Genomic DNA, 22,785 nt, shown 5'->3' with positions numbered 1-22,785 from the left:
ACATCTCTTGAAATAATTATAGAAGACTAAACTAAAGGCCGTGGTGGCCCTTCATTTTTGGTTTGACCCAAAAACGAAGCAAAAAGGTCAAGCTAAAACCAAATCCCGGCCACCGCACAAGTCAACCCCGTGGTTTTAGCGGTTTCGCCGTACCGGCGATTGGGTGAGTTGTCAAAAACGTCATTCCGGTTTTCGACTATCAGGAGAAATACCGGAATCTTTTATATGATATAGATTCCGGTATTTGTCGTACCTCCAACCTGCCTTCAGCAGGCAGGCCGGAATGACGCCAGAACCAGAGAAGGCATCACTATTTTGTTTTAAACAGAAGTCAATTTGCGTTTTGATTTTTCAGAAATATTCGCTTTAGCAATCGCTTTTTTGTTCTTGATTCGAATCTTATCTATCTCGTAAGCAACTTGATACTTCATCCAGAATTCTGCTTTGATGCCAAGCGCATCTTCAAGTCTCACTGCCAGCTCGGGCGTAATGTTTCGTTTGCCACTAATGATCTCAGACATTACATTTTTGGCAATGCCCAACTCCTTGGCGAGCTCCACTTGTTTCATTTCCCTTGCTTCCAGCTCATCCCTTAGAAGTTCTCCGGGATGCATGGCCGATCCGGATACCATTTCATTAGCTAATTTTCGTTTGCTACTCATAATGCTTCGATATTTCTATAATTTCAATTTCTATCAATTCATCCTTCACCTCAATGATGATCAGTCTAAACTGCTTATTTAGCCTTATTGAATATTGCCCCTTCCTATCACCAGACAAAGCTTCGAAGTTTAAGGATTTGATAGGGTGCAAGTCCTTCAGGTTATCAATAACTGTGAGAATTCTAACTTTTGCCTGGTATTGTTTAATTACTTGCTTTGAGAACTTTTGCTTTCCCCTTATTTCATTTAGTGGAGTGCTGTATAACCGCTCAAGTTCTTTTGTCTTAAAGGCTACCTTCATTGCAACGCTAAGATATGAAAATTAGTTTACTAAAAAAGTAAACTAATGATGCTGCGAAGCAATCACTTCCCGATACAGCAATCCCATTTTATTATTTGTCAGTGAGTTAGCTGTAAAGGCGTACAAATGGGGTACAAGTTTGGTCTTGTTTTTAACTATTTTTCTTTGTTTTTGATTGATTTGAGCTGATTTTAGACCAAAATTGGAACAATAAGTAAAGTTGGACAATAAGTAATTTTAAGACCTATTTTTTGGTGCCTGGTAGACCCTTAAATGAATGAGTTCCGTCTGCTTTTTTGGTCCACGTTACTATTTTACAGCGTTCTATTTTGTGACTTTTGATCAGCTTCTCTACATCTGCTTTTGAGCCTTCAGGTATGGCTAAATGCCATACAGTAGTGTACGCTTTATCATACTCCTTCCACTGCATTGCTTCGTCATCGTCAATTGAATCAGAGGTCTCGATTTCAAACAATTTTGCTTTAGTCGCTTTTTCACTATCAGCTACAATGACATCAATCCATTTACCTGACCATGATTTATTTTTCTCACTACCAGGATTTATCCAGACATGGTATCCATGTTTTTCATAAATCTTCTTTAGAGCTCTAACAGCATTGTCATGTGGAGAGTTGTCTGTTCGTTTGGCCATAGTGATGAATCTTAATGTTATTTATCGAGACTTATTGAACTAAAATAATAAATAATAAGATGAATATGGCCTAAAGCGGTTAGCTATGTTAATCCACTTCGAAATATTGCTAACGAAATCAAAATGAGTTAGCACATGGAAAACCCTTTTAATGAAATTAGCGAACGATTAGAAAGAATTGAAAATCTTCTAACAGATCACCAACAAATGAAAGTTGAGCCTCCTGACAATGAGGAGGAGAAACTATTGAATGTGAAGGAAGCGGCTAGCTTCCTGGGTGAGTCTGTAGCCACACTCTATGGCCGAACTTGCCGGAACCAAATCCCTTTTTACAAACGTGGTAAGAAACTGTACTTCAAAAAGCCCGAGCTTCTAGCCTGGGTGGAGAAAGGCAGGAACAAAACCATTGATGAGATTCAGGAAAGCGCCAGGTAAATTCTGATGCTATTTACTTCTTTTCAATCTCTGAGTCAGGTAAAGTTTGATTGCTTTTACTGATGAACCTGTTAGTATAGGTTCTATTGATACCATTTGACGGTTCAATGTTAAGGTAGTGTTACCATTCACCTTAATTCAATATCGATCAATTGACTTTAGTTGCATTTGGCGAACACCTGTCTTGAGTGGGTTGAAAAGCCTCTTTTTTCTCTTTAAGATCACAATTCGAAACCAAAAGAATAGCTAAATAAAATGAACGAACACAATCAAAAGATTTGGCCAATGACCCTACACCAATTGGCCAGCTCCTACAATGTAAGTAAGAAGGTGATGAGCAACTGGATCAAACCATTTGAAGACCAGGTAGGAGAGCGGATCGGTAGGCTCTACACACCGAAACAAGTGGAAACCATCTTTGAGGTCTTAGGGCCTCCTCCCAACATGGATTAAGATGGACAGGCTTGAGAATGCAAACGAGCGGTTTGAACGGGCAGTAAAGAAGCTGCAATCCAATCTTCAATACCTGGCTGATAACGACAAAGTGAGTGATCGTTTTCTATCTACTCAGAATCAAATCATCAAAGCACTTATTGACTATCAACATGAGGTGAATGAAACCATTAGCCAGATGGAATGGCTGAATGTGGAGGCTTCCTTGAAGGGCTCACAAGAGTACTGTGATTTGTTGGATATTAAAGAAGCATTTGAGGCACTCTGTATCATTCACGGGATAATGGATTTTAGGAGCTGGATGATAAGAGGCAAGGGATACCTGGTTACTGAGGCGGTAGCACACTACAGACAGAACCAAGTACAGCTTCCCTACAAGCTTATGAGGATGATCTGGAGAATGTCCGAACATGACAGGTCTGCTTTGTGGGAGATTTTTAGAAAGTATGAACCAAAAGACAATGAAATGAAACATCATCAAATGATAAAATCAAATCCTGTGTATGCTGGAGCATGAGGATATTCAAAAGAACGATAAGCCTTCAAAGAAGCACAACATTTTGGAGGTCAAAGACTACCTTGATTTACAATATGAGTTCCGAAGGAACGTGCTGACGATGGAGCTCGAGTATCGAGCATTGGATGATGATCAATTCAAAGTGCTGGATGAGGCAATGATCAATTCGCTCTGGATAGATCTCCAGATTGATGGGTTTAAGGTTTCTGACTCTATGCTTATTAAGATACTCAACTCGAAGTTGGTTGGATCTCATCATCCACTCCAGGCATACTTTAAGAATCTGCCTCCTCATGATGGCAAAGATCATATTCAAGAGCTGGCTGATTCTGTGATCATCAGTGATGAAGGGGTGGAGGATATCAAAGTCAATGACCTCTGGAAACCTTATTTAGAGAAATGGCTGGTAGGAAGTGTGGCTACTGCGATCAACAGAGGTACCAATCATCTTTGTTTGATCCTTGCCGGTGGGCAGGGAATAGGAAAGACCACCTGGCTCAATAAACTCTGTCCGAAAGGTATGGAAGAGTTTCTGGTTTGTTCTCACATCAATCCTGCGCTAACCGATACAACCACGGCCAATTATCTGGCGGAGAAATGGTTTGTGAATATTGATGACCAGCTGGAGACCATTTTCGGTAAGGACTTCAATGCAATGAAGGCAATTATTACTGCCGGAAATGTCACTAACCGTAAGACCTGGCACAGGTTCTCAAGAAAGCGCCCGAGGGTTTGTAGCTTCATGGGTAGTGTAAACAACACTCAATTTTTGACGGATACAGAAAATAGGCGTTATCTGGTGTTTCAGGTAAAGGATATTGTACTGGATGCCAAAGTGGATGTAAATAAGGTCTGGAGCCAGGCACTACATCTCCTCAATCAGAAGTACCCTTATTGGTTTAATCGGGAGGAAATGGATGTACTCAATAAAGTGAACAACTTGTACAGACAAACGACTCCTGAGGAGGAGTGGCTGGTGCGATTATTTGAGCCTTGCGAGCCGACCGATCAACGGGCTAATTATATGATGCCTTCAGAGATCCTAACGCAATTGAATGCTTTCTCCGGGATGAAGCTCTCCATCAAGAAGCTGGCTATGGCCATGGAGCGGATGGGATTCGGTAAGAAGATATCAAAGCGAATCAATGGGCAGCCCAGGAATGTGTATCCGGTAATCAGGCGATCTGATATGGATGAACAGAAGCTGCAGAATGAGATACGAGACTCACTGGAGAAGCCTCCATTCTAGCGGCCTGTATTTAGTTGTAGCAACTACATTTTACAAGTAATAAATACCTCACCAATTTGGTGGGGTATTTCTATTTTGTTGCTATCCAGTGAGTTAGGATTAAGATCTAATTACTGTCTTTAATTTTATTTTTAAGTAACTACATGACTACAATCAAATAAGAGATTGAATATCAAAGGGATAGTTCAATTTCTTGTGTAGTCAGGTTGTAGTTGTTGTATTCGGTGTAGTTGGTAGTTCCTGTGAATACTTCAATAATACTTTATGTATGCTTTACATATGCCTTTGGCATTCTCTGCTTTTGAACTTACTCACCTTTATTGATACTTATTGCGCCTTAGTGTTCCCTGATCTATTCATAGTGGGAAGGTTGGTCAGTCCATCATTTCATATTGGTATGAAACAAAAACTATTGAAATATGGCAAGACAAAAGGGAATCGTAAAATTGGAAGGGACCATCGGGGATGTTTCCTTCTACAAAACCTCTGATGGCTTCCTGGCAAGGGAGAAAGGAGGTATCGACAAAGAGAGGATCAAGAATGATCCCGCTTTTCAGAGAACCCGTGAGAACGGAAGTGAATTTGGTGCTGCTGGCAGAGCCGGTAGAGTGCTGAGAACGGCCTTCAGGTTGTTGCTTCAGAATGCGGCTGATAAGAAGGTGACTAGCAGGTTGACTTCTCAGATGCTCAAGGTGGTGCAATCAGATCCTACGAATGATCGAGGACAGAGAAGAGTGAGTGAAGGTAACATTGGGTTACTTGAGGGATTTGACTTCAACAAAGATGGCAAGTTGAGTGCTACGCTGTTTGCGCAGTATCAAGCTAATGTTGATCGTGCTGCTGGTGAATTGAGTGTTTCTATCCCGGAGTTTATTCCTGCCAACAGTATTGTTGGGCCACAGGGGGCAACTCACTTCAAGATCGTTTCTGCAGGAGCCGAGATTGATTTTGATTCCGAGACATTCAACATCAATGCAACCAAGACCAATGATATTCCATTGGATAACGAGCTACAGCCGCAGATCGATCTGGTGAATGCCGTAACGGCCGCCACTGATCAGGATTTGTTCCTGGTGCTGGGTTTGGAGTTCGTTCAGGAGGTGAATGGTGAGATGTATCCATTGAAAAATGGTTCATATAACCCATTGGCTTTGATAATCACCGACCGATCCGGAGGGGTTGAGTAGGATGGAGCTATCATTAGTGAGAAGGTATTTTCCGGAAGGAACTAATGGGAACTTATGGAATGGTGACCACCTGGTGTGTCATACTATTGAATTACCATGGAAAGACAATGAGCGAAACGTCTCATGTATTCCTGAAGGGAGATACCTTATCCAAACCAGACATACAGAAGAAAGAGGCTTGCACTACATGCTTGCCCAAGTACCGAATAGATCCTTCATTTTATTTCATCCTGCAAACAATGCCTTGAAAGAATTGAAAGGCTGTATTGCACCCGTAAGCAGATTGACTGGTCCTGGTAAAGGTTTGGAGTCAAGAAGGGCAAACGAGAACTTCAAGTTTGTGCTACACACAGCGATGGAGAAAGGAGAGGGGGTCTATTTAACCATTAAAAGTATCGAGCATGCAAACCATCAAGTTTGAATTAATCGTCAGTGGCGTACTCTCCATATTAGTTGGTATCGTTGCTTATTTCCTTAAGCAATTGATCACTGACTTTAAGAAAGTGAAAGAGGATGTTACCGAGGTGAGGAATACAACCGAGATCATCAAGACTGAATTTAAGGGCATGAATGATCTCGTACATCAGCGGATTGACTTTCTGGATAGGAGAGTCGATCGATTAGAACATGAAACCTTTAAATTTTATGAGAAGAAACAATCTTAATATCGTGGAGCGTGCGAAAGCACCTACTCCTAAGTTTTTCAGGATAGCCCGAAATGTCGGGTTGATCCTAGCAGCAGTTGGGGGAACACTTTTGGCTTCACCTGTTGCAGTTCCGGCAATTGTTGTGAAAGTGGCCGGCTATCTCACAGTAGCGGGTGGAGTTCTATCTTCAGTTAGTCAAGCTACAGTAGATGAGAAGGAACTAAATCTTAACCAGGTAGTTAAGAAGAAGTGAGGTAGATCCACGATGGCAAACCTAATTTATGAGCCCTCAGAAAAGTGAGGGCTCTTTTTTTGCAAAAGCTTTCTTGTGATATTCCTGGCACCAGCCAAACATGCTTACATACATATCTCGTTTGGTTCCCGGTTCCAATTTCAATGCCTGATCTACTGTGAACTTCATGCAATCTTCGAATTCACTCTGGTTCATTTTACGCATGACTCTTCTGATAATTGCCGGATTTAGGTGATTAAAAAATGCTTCCATTTGCTACTCGGTTTAAGTGTGAGAAAAAAACATGAGTAGCTTTCCAAAAGAAAAAAGAGAAAAAAAGAAAGCTTTATTCAAAAGTGGCGAGGGTAAAATGCAAGGCTTTGATCAAGCGCTGGGTTGTGCCGGCATTGCCATTTTAATTGGTGCGTATGGCCCCTTCGATGGACTCAGGGCAGGCGTGGGGAGCCACTTACTTTTGGTGGATTTTTTACTCTAAAGCACCTGTTTCACTATAGCTTTTAGAAGGATTTTTTCTTAAGGTGATATCACCTTTGGAAAACCGATAATTGAAAGCTAAAACCAAGACACGTGTTTGACCTCTCCACATTATCTCTTCATAAATGTTATTGCTTCTCCGAGTGCTTTCATAAATATTTGTTCTAAAGATATCTGTAAACCTAAGTGTTACAGTTCCTTTATTATGGAGTGTTTTGTATCGAGCCGCGAGATTCAAATATCCTCTGTCATCACTTTTGATATTCAAGCTTCTTCGATTCCCGAAATAATTCCATTGAATGTCTCCTGAGAACTTGTTTGAAGCTTTGTAACTGATCTTTGATCTTAAGCTGTAGTTATATTGATTTCTATAATAGAAGTCCTTCAATTCGGGTTCAGCATATTGATAGTATCCAGTTATTGTGATGGAATGATCCAATTTGTCATTTAGAGAATTCGAGATCGTGTTTTCCAATCCAATGGTTTGAATTTGGCCCCCGTTTGAAAATATCATTATGGTATTGCCATTCTCATCTACATCGAAAAGTCTATTAATAATATCTTTGGTTCTTCTATAATACAAACTGCTATTCAATGAGAACTTTGACTTATTCCAGTTGACTCCCAGCTCTATGTTATTAGTGAATTCTGGTGTTAGGTTAGGGTTTCCCTCTCTTCTATATAAGGGATTATTAATTGTTGTTAAAGGATTTAATTCGTAGAAACTTGGTCTGCCTATACGTCTATTGTAAGACAGTGAATAACTTAGGCTTTCCGAGCGCTTATAGCTAAAATGGGCTGAAGGAAACAGGTTAAAAAACTCTCTATCAATTGCATTGACTTCATTATTAATTAAGCCATCAGACTGGAAGTATTCGCTTCTAATTCCTAATTGAAGACCTATTTTCTCCCAGCCTTTCTTTAATAGAATGTAGGAAGCATAATTGTGCTCATTGTATGTGTAGGCAAGCTCCCTGGAACCTTCTAAAGACCTTCTTAATTGATTATTATCAATGAATTTCCTGGTATATAGACTCCCTGCTTCAACGCTTAATTTATGATCAATATCCCATGTGAAATCAAGTGCTGTATTAAGAATATAGTTATCATAGAATAGCTCATTGTCAAGGACAACAGTATCATCTACTTCAGCTTTGCTTGGCAATGTGTTTTGATTTTGATTCAGGGTAATATCAAAATCAACAAATCTTTGTTTTTTGGAATCAAAACGCTTTCGATAGTTGACATTGTAAGACCTACTAAGATGTTGGTGGTAGTTATGAAGTCGGTTTACAACTATACCGCTATTTTCATTATAGATATGTGTTACCGGTGTGATGAAATGTTCATTGTTGGTCCACCTGTATGAGAGCGAAAGGTCGTTAGTGGTATTAAGAAACCAATCCGCTTTAATATTTATATTCGAAACATCTCCACTGAATTCACTTATGGCAGATACATTTTGTGAATTACCATTCATTTGAAACTCCCTGTAAACGGTACGTTTATTGACGGAAAAGCTATTTCTGTAAGATGCACCTCCCTGAATATTGAGTTCCCCCAATCCAAATGTTAAGTTGATACCTGAGCCATAGCGGGGATTGGTTCTTCCATCAAGGTCTATTGACCCAGCCAGCCCTTTAATCACTTTGTCTTTGAGGACAATGTTTATGATTCCGGATTGCCCGTCAGCTTGAAATTTTGCAGATGGTGCCGTAATAATCTCCACACGTTCTACGTGCGATGCATTTATTTGCGCCAGAAGATCAGCGTTGTTTAACGGTGATGGCTTACCATCTATCAGGATTCTTACATTGGCACTTCCTCTAAGTTTAACATCATTAGAAATAGGGTCGGTTTCAACTTCAGGAAGCTGCTCGAACGCTTCAAGTACTGTACCTCCAGAGGCTTGAAGGTCGATACCAAAATTGATAATCTTTCTATCAATCAAAAATTCGCGACTTGTCCGTTCTCCTTGTACCACCACTTCAGAGAGTAATTCTTCGTTGAGATTCAACTCAACATTTAAGGTGTTATTCGAATAAAATGGTGGTTTTATTATGAAAGGATGATATCCTAAATGAGTTACCTCGACTTTATTAGTTTGAGTTGTTATGTCCAGTTCAAACTTTCCATCGGCATCCGCTATTGTTCCTCCCAGTATTTTTTCATCAACATCTTTAGTTATAAATGTTGTGAATGGAAGAGCCTCCCTAGTGGCACTATCAACGACTGTCCCTTCTATTTTTTGAGCAAGGGCAGAAGCACCCGCCAGTATAAAACTGGAGGTGCTAATGAGAATGATAAAAAACCACTTCATTTGAGTACTCTATTTATGGTGTTATCAATGTTGTCTGCATTTAGTTCAGCTCCAAAAGCAACAACTTCTCCGTAGTTATTGACCAAGTACCCATAAGGAAGACCACTAGGTAAGTACTCTTTGATAAACGGATCTTTGAATTTTTTGGACTTCACAACATGATACCATGACATTGGGTACTTTTTGGATCGGAAATCCTCCACCGTTTGAACGTCCTTATCCAGCGATATACTCACAATTTGTATTCGATCGTCAAATTTTTCTTTGAGGGCTTCAAGTTTTGGTCTTTTAGCAACACACGGAGCGCACCAAGTAGCCCAAAAATCCAGCATATAATATTGATTTTTAAAGTCCTCATTAGAGATTTGAACACCATTCATTGTCTCAAGATTGAAGTTTGGCATTTTGCGTCCTCGAATGATTTTGGCATTGCTCTTCATTAATTGAAAGAGCCCCGGATTATCCTTGAGATATTCACTGTGAATGGTGATTGATCCGGTGATAACCTCTCCATTTTTAAGTCCTTTAAACTCAGCCAGGTATCCTTGACTATTGATCCTGGAAAATGTGATCGAGTCTCCATTTCTTGTAATTTGATATTCCAGATTAAAGACTTTACTATCAGGAACATCAAGTTTTACTTCTGAAACACCATTATTTTCAAGCACGAAAATTGTGAATTTCACAACGTTGGCATTCAGGACATAGGAACCTTTCCACTCACCTTCAAATGATTGCGCATTTACAAATGCAGAAGTGAGTATAAATAAATTGAAAAATAGCTTCTTCATTGCTCTATTATTTTGATGCTTAACTTTTTGCAGTTCTCTTAACTGTAAATACTTCCCGAGAAGCCACTTCTCCATTTTGTTTAATGATTACCCGACCACTCATTGTGCCTTTCTCATTCGGGCGACCGATGAACTCAATTGATGTAGAAACTGATGTGTTTTTGATATGGAGCTCCTCACTATCGCATATTTTGATATCATATGATGCTTTACTGATGAGGAGCTTAGGTACATCTACCGAAGCTCTGAGGACTCCATTTAGTTCGCTGACCCTAAGTGTAAAATTGACAAATTCACCATTTAGGCTGTAAGCACCTTTCCATACTCCAAGAGTCTCTTCCTGATTAAGTGCTTTCGGTACAGGACACGATTGACCAAATACCACTGTCGATACTGACAATGCTATTGCAAGGGTTGTTAATACTTTTTTCATGACTTATTGTTTTTGTTGATGTTAAATCAACGGAGCTTTCAGTAGGGGATAGGCCTATAAAATGTTAAGGCTAGTGAATGAAAAGTTAAAAGTGTTAATGAAATGTCAATGTTCTGGAAATGAGCCTCTTAATTATTAAATATTCGTATTATTGATTATGGTTTTGGGGAGAGTAAGTACATCTTTGGTTATCGTTATTGCCATCGCTTCCCTGTTAGGATTGGGGTGGGTTCAATATAATTGGCTGCAAGATTCTGTTGAAACCAATCGAAAGGTCTTTGAGCAAAAGATTGATCTGGCATCAGGTCTTGTGAGTGAGGCACTAAAGAAGCATCATGACATTCATCAACTAATTTCTCGTGATTTAAGTGAGAATAGCGAGTTGTCGCAATCAACAGACCATCATTTTAGACTTTTCATTGATTCGGTTATGTACAATGGTAGTGGACTTGAAGCACCCTTTGAATATGGTGTTTATGTTCATGAAAATGACAATGAAACAAGCGCATATTTAAAAGTGGCAGGAGATAATGTTGTACCAAGTGAGTTGGATTTTAAGGAATGTCCTGCAGATCAAAACCTTAATTTTGGCTGGGCCACTCTTTCATGCCAACTCGGCAATTGCTATCATAATGACAAGCCTTTCCATTTTCATTTGGGTTTATTTTTTCCTTCCAATGAACTTTATCTCATTTCTCAGATGAAAGGTACCTTGTTGGCAGCTTTTGTTTTCATCATGTTGTTGACAGGATGTTTCTCTTACACCATAATCACTATCAGAAGGCAAAAGAAGCTTTCAGAGATGAAAAATGATTTTATCAACAATCTCACACATGAATTTAAGACGCCTATCTTTTCAATTGATCTGGCTACCAATATGCTTAAAAAAGCTCCTGAATTATCTCCATTTAAAAAACTAAAAAATTATACAGCAATCATTGGTACTGAAAATGAGCGCTTAAAAAATCAAGTGGATAAAGTGCTGCAAATGGCATTGGTGGATTCAAATAATTTTAAGTTGGAAAAGAAAGCCATCGATATTCACAGCCTGATAAACAAGGTTGCTGAAAATTTCAAAATCATGATCAGAGAACGTTCCGGAGAGATAATATTGAAATTAAATGCAAAAAAAACAGAGCTCTTTGCAGATGAGATACATCTTAAAAATATCATATACAATCTCCTGGATAACGCTCAGAAGTACAGTCCTCAAAAACCTCAAATTACTATTTCCACGGAGGACAGTGATGAGGGGTTGATGCTGGAAATAGAAGATAATGGAATTGGTATGAGTGAACAGGTGCAAAAATTTGTCTTTGATAAGTTTTATCGTGCAAAAACCGAAGATGTCAATGATGCTAAAGGATTTGGTTTAGGTTTGAGTTATGTGAAATCGGTAATTGATGCTCATCAGGCAACTATTGGATTGATAAGCAAGCCAAATGAAGGAAGCAAATTCACTCTAGAATTTAAAGCATGAGCACAGTCAATGTCTTGTTAGCAGAAGATGATAAGAATCTAGGTTATCTAATCAAGGAATATCTCTTAATGAATGGGTATGAGGTTCAGCTTGCTTGCGATGGCGAAGAAGGTCTTGAATTGTTTAATAGATCGACTTTTGATATTTGCATTCTGGATGTAATGATGCCTAAAGTTGATGGGTTCGTACTTGCATCGGAAATAAGAAAGCTTGATGAATCAGTCCCAATTGTTTTCCTTACTGCAAAAGCATTGAAAGTTGATAAACTGAAAGGATTCAATATTGGAGCAGATGACTACCTAATTAAGCCAATAGATGAAGAGGAACTGGCAGCTAGAATTCAAGCTATTTTAAAAAGATCTAATCGGTCAGACATTGCAACAGGGCGTACTTATGATATTGGTAAATATTTATTTGATTATTCAAATCAAAGATTGATTATTGAAGGAAATGAGATCGCTTTAACACAAAAGGAGACTGAGATACTTAAGGCATTGTGTGATCATCAAGGAAAAATATTAGACAGAAATAATGCTCTCAAAGAAATGTGGGGAAAAAATGACTATTTTAATCGGAGAAGTATGGATGTGTTTATTTCCAGACTTAGGAAGTACTTAAGTAAGGATCGAGCTATTTCAATTAAGAATATTCACGGTAGAGGATTTATTCTAAAAGTGGAGAAGTAGAAACAGACTTGACCATATGATTTCGAGTAGAGATACAAACCTCCTCAGGATGATTTCTAATTACAGTCTGGAGAACCTGCTTGACGACCAGGATAATCTTCATTGGAGTAGGTAATGTGAGATAACCGGGAGCGGTTACTTTGCATTAATGGCTTGCCAGTTTGATCGTAAATAACATACGGAATCCCTTTATGGTAAATTTCTACACCGGAACCTTTGATTTCAATTAGAATATCCCAATGGTTGCCATGGTCACGACCACAATCTTCACCTCTAATCCTTTTTTGCTGATAATAATCGAACATGATCTGATCTTCGATTGTCACTGCAATTGGATGATGTTTTGCGTAATCTCGCTTATTGGCCATTAGATCAAGTAGGACCTCTTTAAGTTCGTGTCCAAATATAGCACAGGCAACTGTAGCCCAGACTGGGGTATTGGCAAACTTCTCAAAATCATTAAATCCCAACTTAATAGGGTTAGGATAAACGCGCATTGCAAGCACATCGATATAAATAATACTCATATCGCTGTTGTCTTTCGTAAGCCCAAGCCCAAGTGAATTGGTCTCAGCAATCAGTCTTATTTCCGGGGCGCCATTTTGATTTTCTTTTCGTATTTCATCCATCAATAATGAAAATGTCGGTGAATCAGAGGAACACTTTTCGATTAAATTCTGCAATTCATTAAAGGCAGTAGTTGAATTCATAATGGTGGTATCAGAACACTCTATTGAGATGCCCGGAATTTCCTTGCTAATCGATTGTCCTAGTAGAAAGCAACTAGGGGTGATTATTGGAATAAAAAATAACGCTATTAGAATTAGATGTTTCACTTTTCGAAATCTAACTAAAGTTAGCAAATTAGGAGGAATAGCTTCAGAAGGTAGGTAAAACAGCCTTGAGCTAGCGTTGGAAGAGTGGCGGTATAACAATGCAAAAACATCCCCCTGCCACCGCACATAAAATCAGTGCACCCCCCTTCAAATTGGGAATTACTCCGCCACTGCGCAGCGAGCCGTCCGCGAGTGCGAAGGAAGCCTGCCAGGAGAAACCGCCAGTAGGCGGTGACTGGGAGTGTGGATCAGCTTTGGTTGTGTGCTAGGTTGTGGAGCTGATCCAGTCTGACTGAGCCCGCAGGCGAGCATAAACACAGGTAGCGACTGGACTGGCATGTGGCCGGGTGTTGGGTTAAGCAGTAGTTGATTTGCGGTTTGTGTTGGTGGGAGTGGAGGTTACCGGAAATGGCTACTGCGATGCATTGGCCAAGAGGCCTTATGCCAGGACAGGGATAGCTACCGTGAGGAAGAAGGCAGCCAAAGCAGAGGGCATGACAGGTGACTTAGTCACTTTGAAAAAGCTTGAAGCTTCCGTCATGGCGGATGCTGAGAGCCTGGCGTGACCTATGCAGGGCAACTGATGACGAACACCACTTTACCTGCGTTATAGGTAATTTTCTTAGAGTTTTTATTAAATTAACAGTATAACCAAGCTGTTTCACTCCTTAACTAACCCTATTATGCGCAAACTTACTATCTACGCTATCTTATGGGCTGTAACTCATATAGCAGGAGCCCAAGAAATTGTAAGAGTTGCTTCTTATAACATTAAGTTCCTTAATGATGAAGTAAGTGACGATCGAAAAGCTAACCTTGAAGCTGTATTAGATGCTCTGGATGCAGATGTTATTGGTCTTCAAGAAATAGAAGACAGGGATGCACTCGAACTGTTTTTTCCTCCAAATGAATGGCATATTATCATTGATGATGATAGTGGGGACAGACAAGATCTGGCCATAGTGGCCAAGAAGGATTTTACCATCAAGGGATTTAATAGCTCAACTTATGATGCTGATGAAGAGCATTTCCTGTTCTCTGATGGAAGCAGTACCTATTTCCCAGGAAAAAGAGATTTACTATGTATTGAAATAGGAATACCTAACTCATCTGAAAGTTTTTATCTCATGGTTGCTCACACAAAGGCCAGAGTAGGAGGCAGGCGAAATACCGACTACAGAAGGGCTGGCGCTGCTAAAGAAATGATAAAAGTATTTGAAAGAGATTTTGATGATAAAGACTTTATTCTTTTAGGCGACTTTAATGACAGCCCTGATGACGCAATTATGAATATTTTGGAGTCAGGTGATCCAAATATGCCTACTGTGATGGAAAATGATCAGGGGCCTTTCATGCTCAACCTCTCTGAGCCCCTTTATGCTTTAGATCATGTAACGTTTGGTCGGAATAACTCTGATAGATTGCCAAATGACAGGAATAGAATAAATACTACCCGGCCAGGTATCAGGCAATTGAATTATGATAGCAGGTTGACTAACGATAATATTGGTGATTGCATGTTTGATCAAATCCTTATCCCCATGCATATGAAGGATAAATACATGGCTGGTTCATTTACGGTGTTTGATGATGCATCAAGTGTTAATGGTAACAATTCTACACGAGCCTCTGATCACTTGCCCGTATATGCTGAATTTATGCTGGGTGGTGAAGTAGATAACACATCATCTGATGGGGTAACTATTGTTGAAGCATTGCCTAATCCAGAAGGAGATGATACTGGTAACGAATATATTATTCTCAAAAACTCTTCTAGTGCACCTGTTGATCTAACGGGTTGGAGTTTTCGTGATAAGGCTGGAAATACTCACCCTTTAGACGGGACAATAGATGCAAACTCAGAGAAGAAGATTATGCTTACAGGAGACAAAATGCCTCTAAATAACACTGGTGATGAGATTGAACTGCTTGATGATAACGGGGACTTGATTGATTTTGCGAGCTACAGAGATAGTCAAGTGAGTAGTGGAGTTGCTATTCGTTTTTGAATAATGATACTATGAAAAAGAAAGCTATAATCACCGTAATCATTCTTTTAGTAATTGCTATTGCCTGGGTTTTTGTATCGCCTCTTATAGGGAAAAAGGATTTAAGGAGTGCCCTGGCCGATATATTCAATACTCATGAAAAGGATCTTGTCTTAAACATGCCTCCATCCCCTTCGAGGTATCCCGGAACAGTCTTGATTCCCTTAGGGAGAACTTTGACCGTACTCCATACGAATGATAGTGCAGATGCAAATATTAAGAGAGGAAAGCCTTTCGATATTTCTGCTACACTTGATAATTTTTCAGATTTTGAAAGTCAGGTTTCTGCTGGTTTTTTAGATGCTATGTTTAAGAACAAACAGCATTTTGGACTGGAAATTGAGATAAAGAAGGGTAGGATACTTGAGATTGATCTGTCTAATTTGAAAGCATACGTAGAGGAAAATGAAACCGTAAGAAATGCTGCAGACAAAGGAAATAAACCTATCATCTTAAATAAAGCATACGAAGGGATTGTGTCTTATAACATTTCTGCTAAGGATGAAAAGGGAGCTGAAATTCTAAAAGAGATTAGTAAAGAGGCTAAAGAAGTAAGTAAAAGGAATAAGAAAATCACTCTTGATGGTGGTATTAGTGAGAGTAAAGGAATAAGAGTTAATCTTAACGAACGAATTATCATAGCCTTTGAAGGTGTGGCTGTTGATTTTATTATCAACCATCTTGGGCCAGATGGGGCAGATGTTCAACTCACTCCTTTAACTAAACAGGAAATTGCTGAGCTGAATCAAGGTGGACCTGAGCGGTTCATTCCTAATTTACCTAATGCGGGTAGCGATATACGATGGGGGTTGGTTACGATTGGATCCGGGCATTATAGTAAGCTAGCCACAATCAATGTACCTGAAGCGGTAGAAAGTGCTCAAACTGTAAATGCAATATTGTCTAAGTATGACCCAGTCTTTAATAAGTCTTTGGTAAGTACGGAAACTCAGCCAATCAGTGACGATAGTATTATGAACTGGACCATCGATTTAAGTTTGCAATTACTTGAAAATCCTGTAGATCATTTAATAGTCTATTATGCAGGACATGCTCTGTCTCTACCTAATGGAGAAATGGTGTTGTTGAATGGAAATATTGACAAGGATTTTGCCGAAAAGGCTGCTCTTGCTTTAAGCCCTGATCAATCATCTGCAGGGGATGGTAACTTGCTTGCAGAGACGCTATATAATAGTTTTGAAATGACCGGTGTACCTTTCACATTAATGTTGGATGCATGTTATCCGAATGATGAGATGCAGGAGGCACTGTCACGAGTGAGTATGCAGATGGCAGGGCAAGATGGGTCTCAGTTATTGTATACAGGTAATGAGTTTTATATCACAAATGAAACCCAACAGCTGGCTGAGGCGGTGTGGAAGATTGGAGAAAGGTTTCCTTATCGAAAGGAGCAGAATGCGGTGATCTTTTCCTCTAAACCAGGGACTAAGGCTATGTTTCGTGATAATCCCTATTCTTACTTCTCAAAGCCTTTAGCTCCACTTGCATCTCGAATTGCACTATACGATATGTATAATAACCCTGTATCTTCTACTACGCTGGGCAATCTTATTACAGCTTTAATTGATACGAAGCAGGGTATAGGTGAAATATCATTAAGTGGTACCTCCACCTGGAGTGAATTGGACGAGCTAGCCAAACTCAATGAAGTTAGAATGGATGATAGGCTATGGTATATCCAAGTGATGAAGGATTCAACAGAGGAAATAAGGTAGTATAATTTAGTATCAAGAAGAACATAGCTTAAACTGCGCTTGGGGTTAGGGCAGGAAAGGCAAGGGTATGACTAAAGGAGTGAAGCGTAGTGCAATGAGAGAGGGAGTACGTTTGTCTGTTTGATGTAAAATGAGATAAGTAATTAGAAAAGTCGGGTCTATGGATTGTCATGATTTGATGGTCAGCATGTAAATGAAAAGGAATTCAGTAAAGATTACTATTTGGTTTGTTATGCGTGAAATAATAACTTAAAGAAAATCTTTCAAATAATGGATAAAGGTGCTCATTTTTTTAAATGTGACTTTCAAGTACATACACCCAGGGATCTTAATTGGTCGGGCTCTAAACCTACTTCTGACGAGGAAAGAGCTGCATATGGAGAATCGTTTATTAAAGCTTGTCGAGAAAATAAATTAGATGCAGTTGCAATAACTGATCATCATGATTTTGCCTTTTTTCGATTCATCAAAGAAGCAGCAGCTAATGAAGTAGATGATGTTGGCAATCCAATTCAATCAAATCAGAGGATCGTAGTTTTTCCTGGATTGGAACTATCTCTGTCTAATCCACCCTGTCAAGCTCTTTTGATTTTGGATGCAAATTTTCCTGAAGATCAGTTTTCAAGAATCTTAAATAAACTATCAATTAATCCAAATCCAGATGATCAGCCATCAACAGCTCAAACTAATAATATTTCCTCCGATGTGGTTAAAGACCTTAATGATCTCCATGTCAAACTTGATACAATCGATATTCTAAAAGGCAAGTACATAATTTTACCACATGTTAGCGATGGTGGTCACAGGACGCTTTTGAGGTCTGGGTTTGCTGAACATTATAAGAAAATGCCCTGTGTTGGAACGTATCTCGATGGCTCAATTGAGAGTCTTGGTACAGGCAATCGTAATATCTTAAGTGGTCAAGATCGGAATTATGGAAATAAGGCAGTAGCTATATTTCAAACATCAGACAGCAGGAGAGAGGATTTTTCCAGTCTTGGTGATCACACAACTTGGGTAAAATGGGCGAACCCAACAGCTGAGGCTTTACGTCAGGCTTGCCTGGCATCAGAATCAAGGATGTCTCAAGCTCAACCAGAACTCCCACAAATATTTATCACTGAAATAGATGTTACAAATTCTAAATTCATGGGATCGTTTTCCCTCGAATTAAACCAACAATATGACGCACTTATAGGAGGAAGAGGAACCGGAAAATCGACCATATTAGAATATTTGAGGTGGGGCTTATGTGATGAATTTGACGCTAGTGCTGATCCTGAAGATTTAGAGGAAATTCATAGAAGAAGACAGAATTTGATAAACAGAACTTTGGTTCCATTTGACGGAGAAGTGCGGATAACCTTCTTAGTAAATGGTTCCAAGCACATAGTTAAAAGAAGCTCAAAATCAAATATTATTTTATTAAAAATCGAAAATGGGGAATTTCAACAAGTTTCCGAAGATGATATCCGTCAAGTACTTCCTATACAGGCATATAGCCAAAAACAACTGAGTGGAGTTGGTGTCAAAACAAATGAATTAAAAAGATTCATTCAGAAGCCAATTGAGACTCAATTGAAGAATATTAGATCACAACTTCATGATTGTATTCAAAGAATTAAATCTGTGTATGACAAGCTTATAAGAAAAAAAGAGATACAGCTGGAAATTGAACAATACAAACTAGAGATTCTGTCTCTAAATACTCAGATAAAAAGTTTGAAGGCATCATTAACAGGGATGTCAGAAGAAGATCAAGAGATTATAAATAAACGACAAAAGTATGATCAAGAAGAAATAATTATTTCCAATACCAACAGAGAGCTAACCGTTTTTGAAGAAAAAGCAGATGAACTTTTAGATTTACTCACACGATATCCCGAATCACTTAGGAGTACAGATGAATTGGAGAATAAAGAATTAATTGACTCCATAGACTCTGAACGTTTGTTAAAGTTTGAAGAAATTTCTAAAGCTGTTGAAGGATTAAAATCTGTTTTCTCAGAAGAAAGTCTATCTGACCTTAACGGTCATGTTAAAAGGTGGGAAGAAGCAAAATCAAAATACGAAAAAGTCTATGAGGAGGCTAAGGAAAAGTCTGCAAGCAATCAGCAGCAATTGCAAGAGATTAGACGAGTTGAATCAAGAATAGCGGAAATCAATCGTGTACTTGGTGAGCGGAACAATCAAATGAAGGAACTTGGAAATCCAGAAAGCTTATTTAAAGATGAGAGAGATAAATGGATGGATCTGCATACAAAAAAAATCAAACTGCTGAATGAGCAGGCAGAAAATTTTTCAGAACTCTCAAATGGGCTTATTCGTGCAGAAGTAACAAAAAACCTTGATTTAAAAGACTTTACTGATGAGTTAACCTCTGTGTTTGCTGGAACTAGAATCTCGAAGGATAAAATCAATTCTATAGTTGAGATTATTCAAGATGCAGAGAATCCACTTGATACTTTTCTTGATATTATGGATGAGTTTCAAGCCATTGCCGAACTGACCATTTCTGAAAATAAAGAAATAGAGTTACCCGAGACTCCTAACCTAACATCATGTGGGTTGAATGAGAATAACCTTGAAAAACTTGCTTCTCAAATGAAGCCTGATACATGGATTAGACTGTCAACTAAGCAATTGGAATTCAATCCGGAATTTAAGTACTGCACAGGCAATGCAATGGGTGATGAGATGCCATTTTCAGAAGCTTCTGCGGGACAACAAGCAACAGCACTTTTAACGGTACTATTAAGTCAACCAGGTGCTCCATTATTAATAGATCAACCAGAAGATGATATTGATAATAGAGCTATAGATGATATCATCAAGAGCGTTTGGTCTTCCAAAAGAAGGAGACAATTGATATTTACAAGTCACAATGCCAATCTAGTTGTGAATGGAGATGCAGAATTGGTTATTTGCTGCGACTATAGAGAAGCAAGTGATCAGACACGAGGAACTATTAAAGCTCAAGGTTCAATAGACTCCAAGGAAGTAAAAGATGAAATTACATCAGTCATGGAAGGAGGAGAGAAGGCATTCAAACTTAGGAAAGAGAAATACGGATTTTAGTCGAATTTAGAACACATTAATTTGAATAGCTGGATCTGAATCATTACTAGTGCTGCGTATTCTCTCTTCCCATCGGATGCCAAGTGATAAATACATGATAGCTTCACGAGCCAGTTTTAGCAATTTCTGAGTTTTTCCAACGAACTCATTATATGATAGCGAGTAGGATATTCTATCCTCAAAAACTGGGAGTTCTAATCCTTTAAATGTTGAATCTTCAAATACTCTAAAACCTTTGTGCTCGATATGGTTTCTGATTTTAGCAAACTCTGCAGCATCCGGTTCAAGAGCTGAGGTGTAATCAGAGTTTTTATAAAAGAGGTCTTTACTAATCCAATAAAGTGCCCTAAACATCAAGTTAGGCTTAGCTTTAAATACATCTTTTAATTCCTCATTTTTATCAAACCAAATAGACCGAAAGTTAACTCTTCGTTCAGGAATTTTTAGGTCAAGGTAGTAATTGAGGAAATAACTTATTTTATCGAATATTGAGTATGCAATTCTATAAGATATTTTAACCTGCTCAAGCTTAACTGATTGGATGGATTGATCTAGGAGGTCATATTTTAGAACTCCTTTATCTGCAAAATGATTTTCTAGATCATTTAAGCCTTTGAAAAGGAACAGTCGTGAACTAACATATTCTTGCTTGATTTGATTAAAGAAGCTGTGATATGACCCGGCTTTTTCAGTACCTATGATCATTGAGGGTAGCGCAAAAGGATCGTGCTTAGCAACTTTGAAATATCCAATGTCATTTAATGGATTTAAGAATAAAGTTTTGTTTAGGCACCAATCTCTATATTCTTTTTCTTCGGATGAACAGTTCTCTGTCTCATTTAAATTCGGGTCATATTCATTAACCCATGGATACTTGATTCCAAGGTATTTAATCTTGTCCGTATATTGTTTAAGGGCGTATGACTCCAGTGGATGCTTGATTGATTGCTTTAAGTATTGGTAACCTAAGCCAAGATAAATTGATTGATGCCCTTTGTCGTACAAGCTGTTTAGTCCATGATAAATCATACTGTTTCCTTTTGCCCCTAAGGCCATAGCGAATTGATTATCTATATCAATAGCAGCATTCCAGTTTTCAAAAGCAGAAACGAAACGGCCACAAAAATCCATGCTGTTTGCGAGGTTAGTGTGTATTTGACATAGACGTATTACAGGATGATCAATTGTTTCAGGATTGAAGTATTTTAATGCATTTCGAAGATGAATTATTTCCTGTTCGTATTCTGAATGATTCCATTCCCAAGACTCTGGTACACCATTGTTTTTTATTCTGATATCACTCCAAGCAATACTTATAAAATAATGAAATAGAGTTCTTTTTGTTGGAAACTGACTTTCTGGATTAATTCCTTTAGTAAGCTCTATCGCTCTCTTTGTGCCATTATCTGTGTCAAGTTCGAATGAGTATTCGATCAGATTAAGAATTATATCAAGGCTTTCATCCTCATTATATGATTCTATGGATTTAACGTTTAGAAGCGTAATTAATTCCTTTTGCTTATCAGTTTCCATGTCACATAATATTAATAAAAAGCGTAATCTATTTTATGATCTTACAAGTAAATTGAGGATCTTGTGGTTAATTAATAAATTTGACCTTTGCGTTGCAAATAATCCAATGAAATTAGAAAGAAGGAAGGCGCATAATCCTAAAGTACCATGGGACATTGAGGAGGAACGAAAACTTCTAAAGTATCTCAAGAAGTATGAGTTTGATTCAAAAAAACTGCAAGATCTTTTCCCAAATAGAGGTCTTCCTTCTATAAGGAATAAGGCTCGAAAATTGAAAATTAAACATGACATTTTTGGGAATTCATATAGAGGAGACAAGGAGCTTTTTACTGAAAGAATTGCATTTAAGACTAATCCGAAAATTGTATTTGATGCATATGCAGGAGCTGGTCATCAGACGTTTATTTGGTCAGATAAAGCGGATCAAGTTTTTTCAGCCGAATTGATGAAGTCAAAGATTGAACAGTTCAGAAAAGAAGCTAAGAGACATGGATTCAAACAAGTTAAGAAAAGATACAATTGGTATCGCTTTAAAAAGGGAGAGAAGGAGATTTTCTATTACATTGGAGACACTATAGGAGCTGCTGCAGACCTGAGAGCAAATGGAATTAAAGCAGATCTCGTAGATCTTGACACATGTGGCTCAACACTACCTACACTGGCCTATTTCTTGTTGATGTTAAATCCCAAAAATTTGGTGATTACTCATGGTGAATTTCATTCTATGAGATTTCAGAGAGAAGATGTATTGAGGAGGCTCTTTCTCCATAGGGATATCAATTCGAATCCTTTACCAATATCAGTTGAAAATATGAGCCAAGAACTTGATAAAGCGGTAAAAGTAGCTGCCTTAAGAGCTCATAATGAAACAACTAAATCATATTGGCCAGAATTGATAGAGGAAACTTGGTTAGGAGACAAATTTCATGGTATGCTCAGAAGGCACTATGAGATAAGTAAACCTATGGCCACCGCTGACTGCCTTAACCTGCTAGAAAAGATATAGCACAAGAA

At 38.6% G+C, this 22,785-nt stretch carries 25 protein-coding genes; 16 read left to right on the top strand and 9 right to left on the bottom strand.

Annotated features, from left to right (window positions below; genetic code table 11):
• Positions 1-320: 320 nt before the first annotated feature.
• The 3 genes from RIC88_RS16450 to RIC88_RS16440 all read right to left on the bottom strand — a co-directional run bounded on the left by RIC88_RS16450 (position 321) and on the right by RIC88_RS16440 (position 1,615).
• Complete coding sequence (locus RIC88_RS16450) at positions 321-662, bottom strand: HigA family addiction module antitoxin (RefSeq protein WP_350218662.1); 342 nt, start codon at positions 660-662, stop codon at positions 321-323.
• Positions 655-963 carry a type II toxin-antitoxin system RelE/ParE family toxin gene (locus RIC88_RS16445; protein WP_350218661.1) on the bottom strand — a complete coding sequence of 103 codons (309 nt, stop codon included), beginning with the start codon at positions 961-963 and terminating at the stop codon, positions 655-657. Before RIC88_RS16445 ends, RIC88_RS16450 begins: the two co-directional genes overlap by 8 nt.
• A gap of 244 nt (positions 964-1,207) precedes the next feature.
• Positions 1,208-1,615, bottom strand: coding sequence for a hypothetical protein (locus RIC88_RS16440; protein WP_350218660.1), 408 nt, complete (start codon positions 1,613-1,615; stop codon positions 1,208-1,210).
• 135 nt (positions 1,616-1,750) lie between these two features.
• Between RIC88_RS16440 and RIC88_RS16435 the strand changes: the two genes are divergently transcribed.
• From RIC88_RS16435 to RIC88_RS16400, 8 genes are all read left to right on the top strand, one after another.
• Positions 1,751-2,050, top strand: coding sequence for a helix-turn-helix domain-containing protein (locus tag RIC88_RS16435; RefSeq protein ID WP_350218659.1), 300 nt, complete (start codon positions 1,751-1,753; stop codon positions 2,048-2,050).
• A 285-nt stretch (positions 2,051-2,335) separates the two neighbouring features.
• Positions 2,336-2,503 (top strand): hypothetical protein, encoded by a 168-nt coding sequence (locus RIC88_RS16430; RefSeq protein WP_350204973.1) that lies wholly within the window; start codon positions 2,336-2,338, stop codon positions 2,501-2,503.
• Position 2,504: 1 nt separating this feature from the next.
• A complete protein-coding gene (locus RIC88_RS16425; protein ID WP_350218658.1) occupies positions 2,505-3,020 on the top strand; it encodes a hypothetical protein in 516 nt (171 codons plus the stop codon).
• The gene (locus RIC88_RS16420; RefSeq protein ID WP_350218657.1) at positions 3,007-4,269 is read left to right on the top strand and encodes a VapE domain-containing protein; all 1,263 of its coding nucleotides are present in this window, start codon (positions 3,007-3,009) and stop codon (positions 4,267-4,269) included. Before RIC88_RS16425 ends, RIC88_RS16420 begins: the two co-directional genes overlap by 14 nt.
• 419 nt (positions 4,270-4,688) lie before the next feature.
• Complete coding sequence (locus tag RIC88_RS16415) at positions 4,689-5,456, top strand: hypothetical protein (RefSeq protein WP_350218656.1); 768 nt, start codon at positions 4,689-4,691, stop codon at positions 5,454-5,456.
• Position 5,457: 1 nt separating this feature from the next.
• Positions 5,458-5,877, top strand: coding sequence for a DUF5675 family protein (locus RIC88_RS16410; RefSeq protein WP_350218655.1), 420 nt, complete (start codon positions 5,458-5,460; stop codon positions 5,875-5,877).
• Entirely contained in the window at positions 5,858-6,121 is a 264-nt protein-coding gene (locus RIC88_RS16405) for a hypothetical protein (RefSeq protein ID WP_350218654.1), read from the top strand. Before RIC88_RS16410 ends, RIC88_RS16405 begins: the two co-directional genes overlap by 20 nt.
• Entirely contained in the window at positions 6,102-6,356 is a 255-nt protein-coding gene (locus RIC88_RS16400) for a hypothetical protein (protein ID WP_350218653.1), read from the top strand. Before RIC88_RS16405 ends, RIC88_RS16400 begins: the two co-directional genes overlap by 20 nt.
• Before the next feature lie 36 nt (positions 6,357-6,392).
• On the opposite strand, the gene RIC88_RS16395 is transcribed toward RIC88_RS16400, so the two are convergent.
• Positions 6,393-6,608, bottom strand: coding sequence for a hypothetical protein (locus tag RIC88_RS16395; protein WP_350218652.1), 216 nt, complete (start codon positions 6,606-6,608; stop codon positions 6,393-6,395).
• A gap of 31 nt (positions 6,609-6,639) precedes the next feature.
• On the opposite strand from RIC88_RS16395, the gene RIC88_RS16390 reads away from it, so the two are divergent.
• Positions 6,640-6,831, top strand: coding sequence for a hypothetical protein (locus RIC88_RS16390; RefSeq protein ID WP_350218651.1), 192 nt, complete (start codon positions 6,640-6,642; stop codon positions 6,829-6,831).
• On the opposite strand, the gene RIC88_RS16385 is transcribed toward RIC88_RS16390, so the two are convergent.
• From RIC88_RS16385 to RIC88_RS16375, 3 genes are read right to left on the bottom strand one after another with little or no spacing between them, the layout of a single operon-like run.
• On the bottom strand, positions 6,823-9,150 hold the full coding sequence (locus RIC88_RS16385) for a TonB-dependent receptor (protein WP_350218650.1): 2,328 nt from the start codon (positions 9,148-9,150) through the stop codon (positions 6,823-6,825). The genes RIC88_RS16390 and RIC88_RS16385 overlap by 9 nt on opposite strands.
• The gene (locus tag RIC88_RS16380; protein ID WP_350218649.1) at positions 9,147-9,941 is read right to left on the bottom strand and encodes a TlpA family protein disulfide reductase; all 795 of its coding nucleotides are present in this window, start codon (positions 9,939-9,941) and stop codon (positions 9,147-9,149) included. Before RIC88_RS16380 ends, RIC88_RS16385 begins: the two co-directional genes overlap by 4 nt.
• Before the next feature lie 19 nt (positions 9,942-9,960).
• Positions 9,961-10,374: a hypothetical protein gene (locus tag RIC88_RS16375; RefSeq protein ID WP_350218648.1), complete on the bottom strand. Its 414-nt coding sequence runs from the start codon at positions 10,372-10,374 to the stop codon at positions 9,961-9,963.
• Positions 10,375-10,531: 157 nt separating this feature from the next.
• Here RIC88_RS16375 and RIC88_RS16370 point away from each other — a divergent pair, with 157 nt between their 5' ends.
• Together RIC88_RS16370 and RIC88_RS16365 are read left to right on the top strand one after the other, a co-directional pair.
• Positions 10,532-11,854: a sensor histidine kinase gene (locus RIC88_RS16370; RefSeq protein WP_350218647.1), complete on the top strand. Its 1,323-nt coding sequence runs from the start codon at positions 10,532-10,534 to the stop codon at positions 11,852-11,854.
• Complete coding sequence (locus RIC88_RS16365) at positions 11,851-12,540, top strand: response regulator transcription factor (RefSeq protein WP_350218646.1); 690 nt, start codon at positions 11,851-11,853, stop codon at positions 12,538-12,540. The genes RIC88_RS16370 and RIC88_RS16365 overlap by 4 nt, the downstream gene beginning before the upstream one ends.
• 56 nt (positions 12,541-12,596) lie before the next feature.
• Here RIC88_RS16365 and RIC88_RS16360 read toward each other — a convergent pair whose 3' ends face one another.
• Entirely contained in the window at positions 12,597-13,250 is a 654-nt protein-coding gene (locus RIC88_RS16360; RefSeq protein WP_350218645.1) for a hypothetical protein, read from the bottom strand.
• Positions 13,251-13,747: 497 nt separating this feature from the next.
• Here RIC88_RS16360 and RIC88_RS16355 point away from each other — a divergent pair, with 497 nt between their 5' ends.
• From RIC88_RS16355 to RIC88_RS16340, 4 genes are all read left to right on the top strand, one after another.
• Positions 13,748-13,942 carry a hypothetical protein gene (locus RIC88_RS16355; protein WP_350218644.1) on the top strand — a complete coding sequence of 65 codons (195 nt, stop codon included), beginning with the start codon at positions 13,748-13,750 and terminating at the stop codon, positions 13,940-13,942.
• A 117-nt stretch (positions 13,943-14,059) separates the two neighbouring features.
• Positions 14,060-15,385 (top strand): lamin tail domain-containing protein, encoded by a 1,326-nt coding sequence (locus tag RIC88_RS16350; protein WP_350218643.1) that lies wholly within the window; start codon positions 14,060-14,062, stop codon positions 15,383-15,385.
• Between the two features lie 11 nt (positions 15,386-15,396).
• Positions 15,397-17,160 carry a hypothetical protein gene (locus tag RIC88_RS16345; RefSeq protein WP_350218642.1) on the top strand — a complete coding sequence of 588 codons (1,764 nt, stop codon included), beginning with the start codon at positions 15,397-15,399 and terminating at the stop codon, positions 17,158-17,160.
• A 270-nt stretch (positions 17,161-17,430) separates the two neighbouring features.
• The gene (locus RIC88_RS16340) at positions 17,431-20,238 is read left to right on the top strand and encodes a TrlF family AAA-like ATPase (RefSeq protein WP_350218641.1); all 2,808 of its coding nucleotides are present in this window, start codon (positions 17,431-17,433) and stop codon (positions 20,236-20,238) included.
• 6 nt (positions 20,239-20,244) lie between these two features.
• Here RIC88_RS16340 and RIC88_RS16335 read toward each other — a convergent pair whose 3' ends face one another.
• On the bottom strand, positions 20,245-21,771 hold the full coding sequence (locus RIC88_RS16335; protein WP_350218640.1) for an LA2681 family HEPN domain-containing protein: 1,527 nt from the start codon (positions 21,769-21,771) through the stop codon (positions 20,245-20,247).
• A gap of 106 nt (positions 21,772-21,877) precedes the next feature.
• On the opposite strand from RIC88_RS16335, the gene RIC88_RS16330 reads away from it, so the two are divergent.
• On the top strand, positions 21,878-22,777 hold the full coding sequence (locus tag RIC88_RS16330; protein WP_350218639.1) for an SANT/Myb-like DNA-binding domain-containing protein: 900 nt from the start codon (positions 21,878-21,880) through the stop codon (positions 22,775-22,777).
• The last annotated feature ends 8 nt before the right edge of the window (positions 22,778-22,785 follow it).

Origin of the sequence: Ekhidna sp. (genome assembly GCF_040220215.1) — a bacterium.
GTDB lineage: Bacteria > Bacteroidota > Bacteroidia > Cytophagales > Cyclobacteriaceae > Ekhidna.
Note: the sequence above shows the minus strand (reverse complement) of the source record. Positions and strands in the feature narration are given on the sequence as shown.